A 14,894-nucleotide genomic window follows, 5' to 3' on the forward strand; every position below is an offset into this window, starting at 1 on the left:
TGACCCGGTCCGGTGCGAACTCCCGCTTGCTCTTCGCTCATCCGGCTGGCCATGATGCCTGCCCGTGAACGCCCCCTCCTATTCCACCGCCGAGGAAATCGCCAACGCCCTGACCCACGGGATCGGTGCGCTGCTGGCCTTTGGCGGAAGCGCGGTGCTGATCACCCTCGCCGCAGTCTGGGGCGATGGGTGGCAGCTGGGTGCGGCGATCGCGTTCGGCGCCACCCTGTTCGTGCTCTATCTGGCATCGACGCTCTACCACGCCCTCCCCCACCCGCGGGCCAAGCACTGGTTCAAGGTCATCGACCACTGCTCGATCTACCTGCTGATCGCCGGCACCTACACCCCGTTCAGCCTGATCGGACTACGTGAACACGGCGGGCTGTGGCTGTTCGGGCTGGTCTGGGCACTTGCGGCAGCTGGGGTCCTGTTCAAGCTCTACACCGCAGGCCGTTTCCGCGGCGTGTCCACCGCGCTCTACGTCGGCATGGGCTGGATTGCGGTGATCGCGGCGCCGGGCATGCTCGAGCACCTGCCCCGCGACACCCTGGCCTGGGTCGGCGCCGGCGGCATCGCCTATACCGTCGGCGTGATCTTCTACCTCAAGCGCTCGCTGCGCTTCGGCCACGCGGTCTGGCACCTGTTCGTCATCGCCGGCAGCGTCTGCCATTTCGTCGCCGTGACCCAGCAGGTCATTGCCGCGGAGTATTGAGCGGATGCGGGGAGCATCCAACAAACAACCATAGGGTGCGGCTGGCCGCACCGGGCATACCGTCCGAACGCCCGTATCGGTGTGCCAAGGCACACCCTATGGGGCTTCGCCGACGCCCAACGAAGCGGGACCGTATGAGCGCACACCGGCGCGACCGCAGCGATGCCGCTGTGGCCGAGAACCTGGGCAATCCTTGGCGCCACGGTCGCGGGCAAGCCCGCTCCTACAATCGCGCCTCGTTGCGAAGCCGATGGCGATGCCCGGTTCGGGCGCGAAGAAGACATTCATAGGGTGCGGCTGGCCGCACCGGGCATACCGTCCGAACGCCCGTATCGGTGCGTCCAAGACGCACCCTATGGGGCTTCGCCGACGCCCAACGAAGCGGGACTGTATGAGCGCACACGGGCGCGACCGCAGCGAGGCCGCTGTGGCCGCGAACCGGGAAGATCCTTGGCGCCGCGGTCGCGGGCAAGCCCGCTCCTACAATCGCACCTCGTTGCGAAGCCGATGGCGATGCCCGGTTCGGGCGCGAAGAAGACATTCATAGGGTGCGGCTGGCCGCACCGGGCGTACCGTCCGAACGCCCGTATCGGTGCGTCCAAGACGCACCCTATAGGCCTTCGCCGACCCCCAACGGTGCCCGACTGTGGGAGTGCCCTTGGGCGCCACCGCAGCGCTCCAGATTCACCACAGACTGCGGCCAGAGCGGGTCTCCGCGGTCGCGCCCGAGGGCACTCCCACAATTTGACTGCGGTAAGGGCTGCTTCGCGGCACAAACCGGACCTGGCAGCACCGCTGCTGTAGGAGCCAGCTTGCTGGCGATCGTCCCATCCGGGGCGCCTATCGCCAGCAAGCTGGCTCCTACAGCGGGACCGGGGCGAATGCGAACTTCGCGCCCGAAGCGGACCTCCGGTGGCGCCGGCTCAGGCGGCCTGCTGGCGGGACTGGATCTCCTTCAGCACCAGGGCGCCGAGGTCGCCGAGCAGGCGTGACTGCTCCTCACTGAGGTCGCGCGGGCGCTGGTCCGCCAGGCACAGGGTGCCAATGCAGTGGCCGCTGTCGAGCACCAGGGGATAGCCGGCGTAGAAGCGCACTCGTGGGCCGTCGGCGACCACCGGATTGTCGGCGAAGCGGTCGTCGAGCAGGGTGTCGGGCACCACAAACAGCTCGCGCTGGTGGATGGCGTGGGCGCAGAAGGAGACCTCGCGCGAGGTCTCCTCGGCATCGATGCCGATGCAGCTCTTGAACCACTGGCGCTCGGCGTCGACCAGGCTGATGAAGGCAAAGGGCATGTCGAACATGGCCGAGGCCATGCGGGTGAATCGGTCAAAGCGCTCCTCGCGCGGCGTGTCGAGCAGGCGCAGGGCTCGCAGGGCCTCCAGGCGGCCCTGTTCGTCCTCGGGCAGCGGCGCCACCTGCCAGCGACAGCGGGCACGCAGCAGGAAAGCGCGCAGCCGGGCGCGCGCGTACTCCGGCGAGTAGGGCGCATTGAGCCAGCCGGCCACGCCGGACCAGTCGCGGCCGTCCTTGGGCGCGGCGGCGCCGAGGACCACGCAGGGCAGCTGGGCCAGCCTCGGGTCGCCAGAGCGGGCGAGCGCCGTGGCCGCGGCATGCGCGTCGTCGAAACCGACCTCGGCGTCGATCAGCAGCAGGCCGGCGCGCAGCCTGCCAAGGCTGTCGATCAGCCTGTCGGCCTTGGACTCGCCATGCACCTCGATGCCGTCACCAGCGACAAAGCCGCGCACCCGCTCGACCGTGGCCTGATCCCTGCTGAACACCACGATCGGCCCGGGCCGTGAGCGCTCGGCGGGCTGCAGGGCCGAGGGCCCTTCCTCGCGAGCGGCGGCCGTGCCGACGAGTTCGATCTCCATGCCCTCGGCGGCGGCGAACACCTCGAGCGCCGCGCATTCCTTTGGATGCCGCTCGCGCAGGCCGGCGATCAGGGTGTCCATGGCCTCGTCGTGGCGCAGCGGATCGTGGTGGGTGAGCGCGAGCCGTTTGACCCCGGCGCTGGCGGCGACGCGGGTGGCGTACTCCACCGTGCTGTGGCCCCAGCCCTTCTTGTTCGGATACTCGGCGGCGCAGTACTGGGCGTCGTGGATGACCAGATCGGCACCGCGCAGGAACGCGGCATGCTCGGCATCCTCGCCGCTGAGCTCGCCGCCGTGCGCGGCTTCCGCGCCATGCGGCTCGTGGTCGCAGGCATAGACCAGGACCGCGCCGTCGACCTCGATGCGGAAGCCGAGCGTCAGTGCCGGGTGGTTGAGGTAGCGCGTGCGGATGAGCACGTCGTCGATGCGCAGGCTGCCCTCACCGAGATGGTGGTAGTGGACGCTGGCATTGAAGGCCTCGGGCGTCACCGGGAAGTAGGTGTACTCCATCTGCCCCGCGAGGGTCTCGCGCAGCGATTCGCCGAAGCCCTGCGCCGCATAGAAGTCCCACTGGTGGCCGGGCAGGAACAGGGGCGCGAAGAAGGGAATGCCCTGGATGTGGTCCCAATGCGTGTGGCTGATCAGCACGTGGCCGCGGATCGGCCCCTTGCGGGTCTCCAGCAGGTGCTGGCCAAGGTCGTGCACGCCGGTGCCGCAGTCGATCACCAGCAGGGTCCCGGCGGCGGTCTCCACGCTCACGCAGGAGGTATTGCCGCCGTAGCGCACGGTGCGCGGGCCCGGCTTGGCCAGCGATCCCCGGGTGCCCCAGAAGCGGACCTTCATGCAGGCCTCCGCTCAGTCCGCGAAGGCGTACTCGCCGCCCTGCTCCAGCGCGCGCCGGTAGGCTGGCCGGGCATGGATGGCATCGAGCCAGCGCAGCAGGCGCGGGTGCGACTCGCCCAGTCCGCCACGCGACTTCGCCGCCTCCAGTGGGAAGCTCATCATGATGTCGGCGATGCTCAGCTCGCGCCCGGCGAACCAGTCGCGCCCCTCCAGTTCGGCTTCCATGTAGGCAAGCTGCGCCTTGATCTGCGGCATGACGAAGCTGCTCCGTACCTTGTCGGCGATGCCGCGGGCGATGGGTCGCGCGAAGAAGGGCATCTTCGAGGACTCGACACGGTCGAAGACCAGCTTCATCAGCAGCGGAGGCATGGCCGAGCCTTCGGCGAAGTGCATCCAGTAGCGGCACCGCCAGTAGTCATCACTGCCCGGTTCGGGGACCAGCCTGCCGTTGCCGTGGCGAACGGCGAGGTACTCGATGATCGCCCCTGACTCGGCGACCACCCGCTCGCCGTCCTCGATGACAGGGGACTTCCCGAGCGGATGGACCTTGCGCAGCGACTCCGGCGCCAGCATGGTCTCGCGGTCCCGCTCGTAGCGGCGCACCTGGTAATCGAGCCCCAGCTCCTCGAGCATCCAGAGCACGCGCTGCGATCTCGAGTTGTTGAGGTGGTGCACGGTGATCGCCGGCATCGCGGTCTCCTGCGGAAAGATGCAGCCATCCTACCCGACTGCGGGGTGATTCCTCCCCGTCTGAGGTCCGTGCCGCAGCGCAGACCGGATGCGCCGGGCTCAGAGGCCGGCGGCCACCGAGGCGCGGAACTCGGCGCCGTAGTAGAGCTGCTCGGCCAGTTGCTGCGGGGACGCCGACGGCGTGCGCCAGCGGGCCAGCTCGGCAGGCGCGGCGGGGCGCCCCAGAAAGGCGTGGTGCAGCAGGTCGACCTCGGCCAGGCGGCGCCCGGCGGGCAGCGCCAGCAGCTCGCGCGCGAGGAATTCGGCCAGGGCGCCGGGCGTGGTCCGGCCCAGCGCGATCAGCCGCTGCCATTTGCCCGCCTCGACCAGCCAGGGCGAGCGCGCCCGCGCCGCGCCCCGGTCGAGGCCGGACAGGACAAGGAAGCGCGACTGCAGGCCCTCCACCCAGGGTTCCATCGGCAGGCCGCGCCCGCCACCCTGGGCACGCAGGATCTGGTGCGCCGCGCCCTCCAGCGACAGGCTGCCGGCGGCAAGCCGCCGCTGCTGGCCGCCCAGCCAGGCCGCGCTGCCGGCATCCAGAAGCAGATGCTGGAGCAGGATCGGCAGCAGGCCGTGCTCGGCGGTCTCGGCATCGGCCAGCAGATCGGCGATCGCAGCGCCGCGCTCAAGCCGCGGATCGAGTCCCGCGACCCGGGCCGCGGCGGCCTCCGGCTCGCGCCCGCCGAAGCGACCGGCCAGCCTCGTCAGCAGGATCGGATCCTCGGCCAGGCCATGCAGTTCGGGTGGCAGCAGGTCGAAGCCATCGAAGGCCATGCCCAGACGCGAGTCGTAGTCCTCGGCGGAAAAACCCGGCAGCCCGTCGCGCTCGCGCAGGCCGACCTCGATCCAGCCGTGCACGCCGGTCAGTTCCAGCTTCGCGGAAGGCGGCGGCTGCTGGAAGCGAGCGCCCAGGCAATCGAACAGTGCGCCGATGTCGAGGACGAACTCATGCCTGACCCCTTCCTGCCAGGCCGCGGGCGCCGGCGAGGGTCCCGGCCAGTCCTGCTGGGGGCAGCTGCGGCGCAGAGCCGGCAGCGAGGCCACCACGATATCCGCGCCCGGCGCATGGAAGGACTCGCGCAGGGCCCAGTTCCAGGGCGCGGCATAGACCTCGTCCGGGTGCTCGAAACTGCTGAACAGGGCCAGCCAGATCCAGCGGCGGGTCTCACCCCAGTGCGCCTCCAGCCAGATCCCTGCGTGCTGGCCGCGCGGGTCCGGCGGGATCGGCTGGCCGGCATCGAAGACCTCTGCATTGCTATCGACGAGGCGAAGCCCCAGGCGCAGCAGCGGCCCGGTCCGGCCGGGCTCGAAGCGGGCCAGCGGCGCCCCGCCGCCGCCTCGCTCGCTGGCGATGCCAACGCCCAGATAGGGAATGTAGTCGCGGGTGACGCAGTCCGGCCGATCGGCGAGCTGCCGCGGGCGGTGGGCGAGGTCGACCGCCAGCAGCCACTCGTTGCGCCACGGCGCCCGGCCGTCCTCCGGCGGGCCAAAGCGCAGGCCGAAGACGTCCTCGAAGGGTGCCGCGATGGCCTCGCTCTGGTTCGGCGGCCCGCTGTTGCAGGCGGCATCACCGGCCGGCTCGGCATTGGCGCCCACGACCCAGTAGCGGCCTTCGGAATCGCTGCGCTGATCCTGCCAGTGGCTCTGCGAAAAGACCCGCGCCGGGGGGCCGGCGATGCCGGGATGGGCCGGGCAGAGGGCGAACTCGACGCCGGGAAAGCGGCAGGCCGTTTCGAAAACCAGCGGATCGGAAGCGGTGCCATAGCTGGGGCGCGGCAGCTCACTGCGCCAGCCACCCTGCAGGAGGCCCGCGTCCCACAACCCGCCGGCCGCCGCAGGGATCGGCAGCGCGGTGGCCAACAGCAGCGCGGTCAGCGGATTGCAATGGCGCATCGGGGGCGTCCGCGGGAGGATGCAGGCAGTGACCGCGCGGCGGCCGCCGGGTTCCGTGCTTTCAGGCTGGGATCCTCCACTGGCAGGACGGTGGGCCGGTTTGGCATGCTCCCGGCCCGCTCCCGATCGGCCGCGCCATGAACCCGCGCCAGCTTCGCCGCTACGTCAACCTGTGGCCCCCCTTCCTGTTTTCCGGCATCCGCTGCGAGCACATCGGTGACGACTGGCGCAGCGCGCGGGTGCGGCTGAAGCTGCGCTGGTACAACCGCAACTACGTCGGCACGCAGTTCGGCGGCAGCCTGTTCTCGATGACCGACCCGTGGTGGATGATCCTCGTGCTGCGCTGCCTGGGCAGCGACTATCTGGTCTGGGACCAGGCCGGCAGCATCGAGTTCGTCGCCCCGGGCCGCGGCGACGTGGTCGCCGAGGTCAATGTCGAGGATTCGGTGCTCGACGAGCTGCGCGCGGCCGCGGCGGACGGCGGCAAGGTCCTCCGCTGGTTCGACACCGAGGTGCGCGACGCGCGCAGCGGCGAGCTGGTGGCGCGGGTGCGCAAGCAGCTCTACGTGCGACTCAAGCGCGACCGGCGCGGCGCGGCGGCGGCGGACTGAGCCGCTCAGTCCGGCGCAAGCAGCTCGCGCACCGCGCGCACCGCCTCGCTCACCATCTGGCCCAGTGGCTGGCAGGCGTCCAGCTCGAGGCAGCCGAGGCCGGGCGCCTCGAAGCGCGCAGCGACGCCGTCGACCAGATCGGGCGTGCGATCGGCGGCGTGGTGCCCCGACGAGGCCGCCACCCGCTCGCGCGCCAGCGCCGGAGGACAGTTCAGCCACATGGCCACGGCCCGCGCGCCGAAGGTCTCGATCCGCGACTCCAGTTCGACCCGCTCGCGCAGCCGGGAGAAGGTGCGTCCGTCCAGCACCGAATGACGGCCCATCAGGCAGTTGACCTCGAGCGCCTTGAGCGCGGCATGGTTGGCCGCGCGCTTCTCGGCCGGACTGAAGCTGCAGCGGGGGAACAGGGCAACGCGGATCAGGTCGCGATCGATGCGATGCAGGCCCAGCTCACGCTCCAGCGCCACGGCGACCTCGGACTTGCCGGACCCGGGCAGGCCGACCAGCATCACCACACAGGGTTTGCTCCGCACCACCACTCCTCCTGCCGATGCCTGCCACCGGCCGCTGCCCGAATACCACTACAATCCGCGCCATGAGTCGAGAACTGCACTTCCAGCGCTACCTGATCACCGGCCTGCTCACGGTCTTCCCACTGTGGCTGACCTGGATCGTCTTCGAGCTGGTCCTGACCCAGCTGTCCAAGCTCGGCGCGCCTCTGGTCGATGCCGCCGCCGAGCTGCTGGCGCGCTTGCTGCCGGGTGCCGGCGCCGTGCTCCAGGCCGAGTGGGTGCGCTTCCTGCTTGCCGTGGTGCTGACCATCGGCAGCCTCTACGTGCTCGGCTGGGTCGCCAACAAGGTGGTCGGCAAGCGCCTGCTGTCGGCCTTCGATGCGCTGATCGAGCGCATTCCGCTGGTCCAGACCATCTACGGCGGCACCAAGAAGCTGCTCGGCGTGCTGCAGAAGAAGCCGGAAGGCTCGCAGCGCGTGGTGTTGATCGAGTTCCCGCACCCGGGCGTGAAGACCATCGGCCTGGTCACCCGCACCCTGCGCGACAGCGCCAGCGGGCGGGAGCTGGCGGCGGTCTTCGTGCCGACCACGCCCAACCCGACCTCGGGCTATCTGGAGATCGTCCCGGTCGAGCATCTGGTGCCGACTGCCTGGACCGTGGACCAGGCCATGGCCTTCATCATCTCCGGCGGTGCGGTCTCGCCGGACAACGTGCCCTATCAGCGGGGCGACGTGGTGCCCGACAGCCGATGAGTCGACCTCTGGCCGCGCGCAGCCAGGTGCTGTTCGTGGTCCTGGCGGGCTTCTTCGTCGCCAATGCGCTGCTGGCCGAGTTCGTCGGGGTGAAGATATTCGCCCTCGAGGACACCCTCGGGGTCGACCCGCTGGCCTGGAACCTCTTCGGTCAGCAGGGATCGCTGAGCTTCACCGCCGGAGTCCTGCTCTGGCCGGTCGTGTTCGTGATGACCGACATCATCAACGAGTACTACGGCCCGCGGGGCGTTCGCCTGCTCAGCTGGCTGACCGTGGGCCTGATCATCTATGCCTTTGCCTTCGCCTTTGCCGCCATTGCCCTCGCCCCCGCCGACTGGTGGCGCGCCGCCGCGCGGGAACAGGGCGTGCCGGACTACCAGCTGGCATTCGCCGCGGTGTTCGGCCAGGGCCTGTGGACCATCGCAGGGTCGGTGACCGCCTTTCTGGTCGGCCAGCTGATCGATGTCGCGGTGTTCCAGCACATCCGCCGGCTCACCGGCGAGCGCTGGGTCTGGCTGAGGGCGACCGGCTCGACGATGGTCAGCCAGCTGGTCGACAGCTTCGTCGTCCTCTACATCGCCTTCGTCATCGGCCCGCAGCAGTGGCCGATTCCCCTCTTCCTCGCGGTCGGCACGGTGAACTACGGCTACAAGGTGCTGATGGCCCTGCTGATGATTCCGCTGATCTACGCGGTGCGCGCCGGCATCCGCCACTACCTTGGCCGCGAGACGGCGGCCGAGCTGGCCCGCGAGGCCAGTGCCGGCTAGGAAAGACTCTGGACAGGTGGTGAGAGAGTCGGCATTCCCGCGGAGGCGGGAATCCAGCCCTTCTCCCCTCAATCACTTCAACGCAGTGGATCCCCGCCTTCGCGGGGATGACGAAGCTGGGTCGACCCTGCCTCGCACCCTGAAGCCAGCGCCGCTCAAGCCTCGCGGCGCCGCCTCGCGGCGTTGGACAGCCGCGCCTGGGGCAGCTTGATGCCCGACTTGTCCTCGTAGTCGTCGATGAAGTCTGCGAGCACCCGGTGGGTCAGCTCGTGGATGAAGACCTCCTCGATGGCCGCGATCTTGCGCAACTGCTCGCGCAGCTTGCGACGCACCTTCAGATTGACATAGCTGTCGTCTTCCGGATCCGGCGCGGTCTGCGGGATGAAATCTCGCTTCTTCCTGGCGGGCATGGCGGGCTCCTCGATGGGAACGATGCAGGGGCCATGCCTGATCCGCGATCCTCTTTGCGGAAAGATACAAAGGCAATGGCGGCCCTATTTAACCGGATTTCCGGTCAAACGCGCCAGTGAATCACGCAGGAAAGGGGTTTTCCCGATATGAGGTTTTGCCCACCACGCTGGCCTTCCTGCGGCGAGATCACCGGGAAGGCCAGCGGTCGGCCGTCAGCGCGCGGACGGCTGCGGCAGGGTGCAGACACCCGAGGGCGTGAGGTTGGTGAGCGGGATCTCGCCGCTCGGCCCGCCTTCGAAGGCGTAGCTCGCCACCGCGTTGAGGCAGTCGGCGAACTCGACGGTGACCGTGCCCGCCGGCTCGGTCACCACGGCCTGGCTGGAGGCGAAGGCGCCACCGCTGCTGCGATACAGGGTGAACACCGCGCGCTGGTTGTCGAAGCCGCCGTTGGGCGCGTCGCTGCCCGAGGACGGGCCGGCGGAGTCCAGCGCGAACCAGACCTGACTGCCGTTGTCGCCCCAGCTGTACCAGCTGCCGAGCAGCCGGTTCTCGTCGGGCTTGGGCGTGAAGGCAAAGCCCTGGCCGTTGAACTCCGGGGTGAACCAGTGGCCGGACACGCTGATGTCCACCGGCAGCTCGGTGGGCAGCGCTCCCAACGGCAGGGCGGTGAAGCCGAGCGGCTGGTTCACGCCGTCACCGGTCGCCAGGACACTGAGCACCGCGCCGGCCGGCAGCTCGACGGGGGCAAGGTCGATCAGGTTGCGGGCGCCATCCGGGGTCGACACCTTGAGGTCGTATGGACCGGCGGGGATCTCGAGATACGGGCTGGCGGCGAAGAAGGGCACTGATGCGAGGCCACCCACCACGGCACCGCGATCGGTCCGGATCGAGACCGCGGTGGCCTCGGCCGATCCGGCAAAGGGCGCCGCGTGGATGACACGCAGCTTCAGGTTGCCGCTGGACGGCGCCGAGTTGTCGTCCTGCAGCGCCTGCAGGGCCAGGGGCTGGCCGTTGGCGCCGCCGGTCGCGAGCACGGTGTAGTCGGTGTTGTCGACCAGGGTCAGCGTTGCGCTGATCGCGACCGTGCCGGTTCCGGCCGGCAGGACCTCGACCAGGGTCGCGCCCGCGGGCAGGCTGAGATAGTCGGTGAAATCACCGTAGCGCACGTTGCTGAGCGCCACCTGTCCGTTGACCCGCACGTCCACTGCCGTGGCGGCCAGGTCGGCATCGAACGGGGCGAAATGGCCGACCAGGACGCGGGCGTCGGCCAGCGCAAGCGAGGGCAAGGCAAGCAGGGAAACGGCAGCGGAAAGGGCTTTTCGGGCGAAGCGGCGACGCATTGGATTCTCCTCGGTGGGGACAGGGTCCGGCGCCCCTGACGCCGGCCGTCGAGAAGCTGCCACCCCACCGGTGAAGCCGCGGTGCAGTGAAACTCAATGTTTTGTGGACGATGGCTCACGCCGACGTGACGGGCGTGCATGAGCAGTGATCAAGCGCGCGGGCTCAGCGCAGCGCGGCGAGGAACCGCCAGGCGCCCACGGCCAGCAGGGCGATACTCAGCACCGCGATCAGCCCACCCCAGAACCAGAACGGAAGCCACCAGGCCTCGGCGATTTGTCCCACGTCCGACACCAGCACCCCGGCGCCGGTCTGCGCGGAATCCGTGAACAGGTAGTCGGCCCGGGTGAAGCTGGCGAGCGCCAGCTCGACGGCCACGAACACGCAGGTGATCTGCGAGACCATCGCCGCGCCGAGGATCGCAATCAGCAGCAGGCCGAACGCGAGGGCAAGGCAGAACACCAGGGTCAGGGTGTTGCCGGCCCAGAACAGACCGGCCATCGCGAGGCCGGCGCCGAGCACCCCGAGAGCGATGTGGCAGGCGCGCTGATAGCCCGCGGCGATGAGCAGGAGCATGGCGGCCAAGGGCGGCCCGATCAGGCCGGACATCGCGATCAGGGCGATCTCGCCGCGTCCGAAGGCGCCGCGGTATTCGGCCATGCCCGAGCCGTCGGCGTACAGGGACAGGCTGTCGAACTTGCCGCCCAGGGCCAGCGCGGCCAGGCCATGGCCCAGTTCGTGGAACAGGGTCGAGGTCAGCAACAGGGGCCAGGCCAGTACCTCGGCGAAAGGCACCCAGACCACGGCGAAGCTGATCGCCAGGGCCAGCAGGAGCGCGATCCAGGCCTGTCGCCGCCTGAGCTCACGGGCCATCGGCACGCTCCCGCAGTCGGCTGTCACAGCGATGGCGCCCGCTCGTCATGCAGGACAGAAGCCGGCACAGCGTCACCCACCATCGGGCCGGCATGGAAGCGCAACCCAATGCTGCGTAAAGTGGCGGCTGATTCCGCATCGGCCCGGCCGGAACCCACTGGGGAGGTTTCATGTTCACTCGTATCGCCAATCTGTTCCGCGGCTTCCTGTCCCTGTTCATCAAGGACCTGGAGAAGCGTAACCCCGAAGCCCTGCTTGAGCTCGAGCAGGAGAATCTGCGCGCGCAGATTGCCAGCTACAACCAGGGCCTGGCCAATCATGCCGGGCTCGCCGAGCGGCTGATCGGCCAGGTCCGCAAGCTGGAAGCCGAGGAACGCGAAGTGCGCGCCCGCACCACCGCCCACCTGCGCGCGGGCAACAAGGCCGCCGCGGCCCAGAATGCGCTGCGACTGCAGACCATCTCGCGGGAGCTGGCCGAGAACCGCGCACAGATGGAGCAGGCCGAGACCACGTACAAGGACCTGGTCCGCGCCCGCGACGTGGCGGTGCAGGCGGCCCGCGCCAAGATCGAAAGCCTGAAGGGCGCGATCAACGACATGCGCATGAAGACCGCCATGGCGGAGATGAACGAGATGGCCTCGGGGATGATCGGCAGCATCGGCGGCTCCGGTGACACCCTCAATCGCCTTCACGAGATGGTCGAGGAAGAGCGCAACAAGGCCGCCGGCCGCGCCCGCGTCGCGCGCGATTCGCTGGACCTGACCGACATCAACCTCAAGGAAGCCGAGATGAACGCGCTGGCTGACCAGGCCCTGGCCGACTTCGCCGCGGCCGAGGGCATCAGCATTGAGGACGGCAGCGCCAACCCGGAACCCGCGCCGGCCCAGCGCAGCATGGGCGCCAAGCCGGCCAGCGAGGGCGAGTCGGCCTAGGCCCGCCTTTCCCTGCTCATGTAGGAGCCAGCTTGCTGGCGATCGATGTCCCGCTGCGCCTGATCGCCAGCAAGCTGGCTCCTACGCGCTGACGCGCTGAACAGGCACTTTCGTCGAATTGCAGGCACGCTAACGCCATGACGCTTCCCGACACCGCTCCCGCCTGGGCCCAGGAACTCGCCGTCGGCTACGTCAGCGGCGCGCACGGGCAGTTCATCCTGCATGGCAACGTCTCCGACCGCTTTCCGCTGCAGGGCCGGCGGGTCAGCCTGACCCGGGCGCTGGACGCGCTGCTGCTGGGCGGCTTCGAGCTGGTGTTCACCTACGATGCCGGCAATGGCCTGGCCGTGCTGCGCGGCGCCGAGCGCCTCGCTCAGTGGCCGGCGATGAAGGAGATGGGCCCGCTGCCGCGCGACCCGCGCCAGGCCGTCGAGCTGGTAACCCGCTACCTGCGCTACCGGGCGAACCTGCGCGCGCTGGGCCGAGATGAGGTGGAACACGTGGCGGTGATCGTGCGCGGGGTCGAGCAGATCCTGCCGGCCGGGCGGGCCGGCGACTTCGACGTCTCCAGCCTGGCCTCCCTGGTCCGCGACTGGGCCGGGGAGCCGCCGTTCACCGACCTGCCCTTCGCCAGCTTCCTGATCGCCGACAACCTGGCCGACCTGCACCCGCTGGTGGCGAACCATCCGCGGGTCGACAAGGTACAGATCCCGCTGCCCGATGCCGCGGTGCTCCGCGAGGCGCTGGCCCAGCTGCGCCTGGATCATCCGCGAGCCTTCGACCCGGACAGCGGCGATGAGGAACTCGCCGCGGCACTGACCGGGGTCAGCGTCGCAGCCCTGCAGAGCCTGGCCCGCCGTCGCGATCACGAGAACCGGCAGATCGGCCCGGCGGACTGGGTGTCGATCAAGAAATCCCTGGTCGAGGACGAGGCCGGCGGCCTGATCGAGTTCATCGATTCGCACCGCTCGCTGGACGATTACCACGCCCAGGAGGCGCTGAAGACCTGGCTGCGCCAGGACATGGCCCTGTGGCGCGCCTCGGACCTGCGCGCCCTGCCGATGGGCTACCTGTTCTGCGGCCCGGTCGGCACCGGCAAGACGTATCTGGTCGAGTGCCTGGCCGGCGAGGCAGGGGTGCCGGTGATCAAGCTTAAGAATTTCCGCGACCGCTGGGTGGGCTCGTCCGAAGGCAACCTCGAGAAGATCTTCCGCCTGATCCGCGCGCTCGGCCGCTGCATCGTGTTCATCGACGAGGCCGACCAGACGCTGGGCAAGCGCGACGGCGGCAGCAGTGACTCGGGCCTGTCCGGCCGCCTGTACTCGATGATCGCCCAGGAGATGTCCAACTCCTCCAACCGCGGCCGGGTGATGTGGATCCTCGCCTCCTCGCGCTGCGACCTGATCGAGGTCGACCTCAAGCGCCCGGGCCGGGTCGACGTCAAGGTGCCCCTGCTGCCGACCACCACGGTGGCCGAGAGCGCGGCCCTGCTGCGCGCCCTGCTCAAGCGCTTCGACCTCAAGCTCGAGGCGGCCGAGCTCGCCACCCTGCCCCTGCCGACCCTGCTCACTCCGGGTGCTGCGGAGGCGCTGGCGGTCAAGGTCTACCGCCGCCATCGCACTGAACAGCTGGCTCCGCTGGAGGCGCTGGCGGCCTGCCTCGAGGGCTACCAGGCGCCGGTGCCGCGCGACGTGCTCGACTTCCAGATGCGCATCGCCATCCGCGAGGCCACGGACATGGCCTTCGTGCCGCCGTCTCTGCGGCCGCTGGCCGAGGGCGGCGCGCCGTGAAGAAACCCTCCTATCTCTGGGCCGCCTTCACCGCCCGGCCCTTCGGCATGCCGATCCCGCCGAACCTGTTCGGCCTCGCCACCTTCGGACTGCTGGGCGCCTTCATCAACCCGGGCTTCTTCGCGCTGGGGCTGGGCCTGGAGATTGCCTATCTCTACGCGCTCAGCCAGAGCCAGCGGTTCCGCCGCGCGGTGGATGCCCAGGCGCGCAGCGAGGATCCGGTCGACCAGCGCTACCAGCAGCAGATCGCCCAGCTCACCCCAGGCCAGCAGCAGAGCCAGCGGCAGATCGAGGCGCGGGCGCGCGAGATCTTCGCCACCCTCGACCGCTCACCCATGCTGGCCACCCACAAGGACAGCCTGGAGCAGCTGGTCTGGCTGCACCTGCGCCTGCTCGTCGCCAAGCAGGCGATTCTTGGCGTGGTTGCCACCGCCGAGACCGAGCGCGAGCGCCTGCAGGCGCAGGAGGACCAGATCGACGCACGCCTTGCGACCGACGAGCTGAGCCCGGAGCTGCGCCGCTCGCTGGAGCAGCAGAAGGCGGTGATCGACCAGCGCCAGGAGGCGCATGTCAGCGCCGAGCGCCGCCTTGAGCACGTCGAGGCCGAGCTGGCCCGGATCGACCAGCAGATCGCCCTGATCCGCGAGCAGGCCCTGCTCGCCTCGGACGACGAGCATATCGGCGCCTCGCTGGACGCGCTGGCGGCCTCCTTCAACGAGGCCAACCGATGGCTCGGCAGCCAGCGCGACCTGCTCGGCAGCCTCGATCTGTCCACCGACCACAAGCTGCCGCAGAGCGTGCTGCAGGGGCCGCCGCCGGCGCCAGCCCGGCGCGCCCGCCAGGCCCAGTCGCAATGAACC

At 69.7% G+C, this 14,894-nt stretch carries 14 protein-coding genes; 7 read left to right on the plus strand and 7 right to left on the minus strand.

All coding sequences use genetic code 11. The annotated features are described in order from the left end of the window. Positions 1–58: 58 nt before the first annotated feature. Entirely contained in the window at positions 59–712 is a 654-nt protein-coding gene (gene trhA, locus M0G41_RS03275) for a PAQR family membrane homeostasis protein TrhA (protein ID WP_248205588.1), read from the plus strand. 923 nt (positions 713–1,635) lie between these two features. On the opposite strand, the gene M0G41_RS03280 is transcribed toward trhA, so the two are convergent. From M0G41_RS03280 to M0G41_RS03290, 3 genes are all read right to left on the minus strand, one after another. Next, positions 1,636–3,426, minus strand: coding sequence for an MBL fold metallo-hydrolase (locus tag M0G41_RS03280; RefSeq protein ID WP_248204984.1), 1,791 nt, complete (start codon positions 3,424–3,426; stop codon positions 1,636–1,638). A gap of 12 nt (positions 3,427–3,438) precedes the next feature. Further along, entirely contained in the window at positions 3,439–4,116 is a 678-nt protein-coding gene (locus M0G41_RS03285; RefSeq protein ID WP_248204986.1) for a glutathione S-transferase family protein, read from the minus strand. 99 nt (positions 4,117–4,215) lie between these two features. Continuing rightward, positions 4,216–6,048, minus strand: a complete 1,833-nt coding sequence (locus M0G41_RS03290; RefSeq protein WP_248204987.1) for a hypothetical protein — start codon at positions 6,046–6,048, stop codon at positions 4,216–4,218. Between the two features lie 137 nt (positions 6,049–6,185). Here M0G41_RS03290 and M0G41_RS03295 point away from each other — a divergent pair, with 137 nt between their 5' ends. Further along, a complete protein-coding gene (locus tag M0G41_RS03295; protein WP_248204989.1) occupies positions 6,186–6,659 on the plus strand; it encodes a DUF4442 domain-containing protein in 474 nt (157 codons plus the stop codon). Between the two features lie 5 nt (positions 6,660–6,664). Here M0G41_RS03295 and M0G41_RS03300 read toward each other — a convergent pair whose 3' ends face one another. Beyond that, entirely contained in the window at positions 6,665–7,192 is a 528-nt protein-coding gene (locus tag M0G41_RS03300; protein WP_248204991.1) for a P-loop nucleotide/nucleoside kinase family protein, read from the minus strand. Between the two features lie 62 nt (positions 7,193–7,254). Here M0G41_RS03300 and M0G41_RS03305 point away from each other — a divergent pair, with 62 nt between their 5' ends. Together M0G41_RS03305 and M0G41_RS03310 are read left to right on the plus strand one after the other, a co-directional pair. Then, positions 7,255–7,923: a DUF502 domain-containing protein gene (locus M0G41_RS03305; RefSeq protein ID WP_248204993.1), complete on the plus strand. Its 669-nt coding sequence runs from the start codon at positions 7,255–7,257 to the stop codon at positions 7,921–7,923. Continuing rightward, on the plus strand, positions 7,920–8,690 hold the full coding sequence (locus M0G41_RS03310; RefSeq protein WP_248204995.1) for a queuosine precursor transporter: 771 nt from the start codon (positions 7,920–7,922) through the stop codon (positions 8,688–8,690). Before M0G41_RS03305 ends, M0G41_RS03310 begins: the two co-directional genes overlap by 4 nt. Positions 8,691–8,845: 155 nt before the next feature. Here M0G41_RS03310 and M0G41_RS03315 read toward each other — a convergent pair whose 3' ends face one another. From M0G41_RS03315 to M0G41_RS03325, 3 genes are all read right to left on the minus strand, one after another. Then, positions 8,846–9,100: a hypothetical protein gene (locus M0G41_RS03315; protein ID WP_248204997.1), complete on the minus strand. Its 255-nt coding sequence runs from the start codon at positions 9,098–9,100 to the stop codon at positions 8,846–8,848. Positions 9,101–9,313: 213 nt separating this feature from the next. Next, a complete protein-coding gene (locus M0G41_RS03320; protein ID WP_248204998.1) occupies positions 9,314–10,441 on the minus strand; it encodes a DUF4397 domain-containing protein in 1,128 nt (375 codons plus the stop codon). 163 nt (positions 10,442–10,604) lie between these two features. Beyond that, entirely contained in the window at positions 10,605–11,312 is a 708-nt protein-coding gene (locus M0G41_RS03325) for a M50 family metallopeptidase (RefSeq protein WP_248205001.1), read from the minus strand. A 170-nt stretch (positions 11,313–11,482) separates the two neighbouring features. On the opposite strand from M0G41_RS03325, the gene M0G41_RS03330 reads away from it, so the two are divergent. The 3 genes from M0G41_RS03330 (at position 11,483) to M0G41_RS03340 (ending at position 14,891) form a co-directional block, all read left to right on the plus strand. Further along, on the plus strand, positions 11,483–12,244 hold the full coding sequence (locus tag M0G41_RS03330; RefSeq protein ID WP_248205003.1) for a PspA/IM30 family protein: 762 nt from the start codon (positions 11,483–11,485) through the stop codon (positions 12,242–12,244). Positions 12,245–12,381: 137 nt separating this feature from the next. Beyond that, positions 12,382–14,034: an AAA family ATPase gene (locus tag M0G41_RS03335; RefSeq protein ID WP_248205004.1), complete on the plus strand. Its 1,653-nt coding sequence runs from the start codon at positions 12,382–12,384 to the stop codon at positions 14,032–14,034. Continuing rightward, a complete protein-coding gene (locus M0G41_RS03340) occupies positions 14,031–14,891 on the plus strand; it encodes a hypothetical protein (protein WP_248205005.1) in 861 nt (286 codons plus the stop codon). Before M0G41_RS03335 ends, M0G41_RS03340 begins: the two co-directional genes overlap by 4 nt. Positions 14,892–14,894 lie beyond the last annotated feature (3 nt).

Source organism: Pseudomarimonas salicorniae (assembly GCF_023156535.1).
In the GTDB taxonomy this organism is placed as follows: Bacteria; Pseudomonadota; Gammaproteobacteria; order Xanthomonadales; family Xanthomonadaceae; genus Pseudomarimonas; species Pseudomarimonas salicorniae.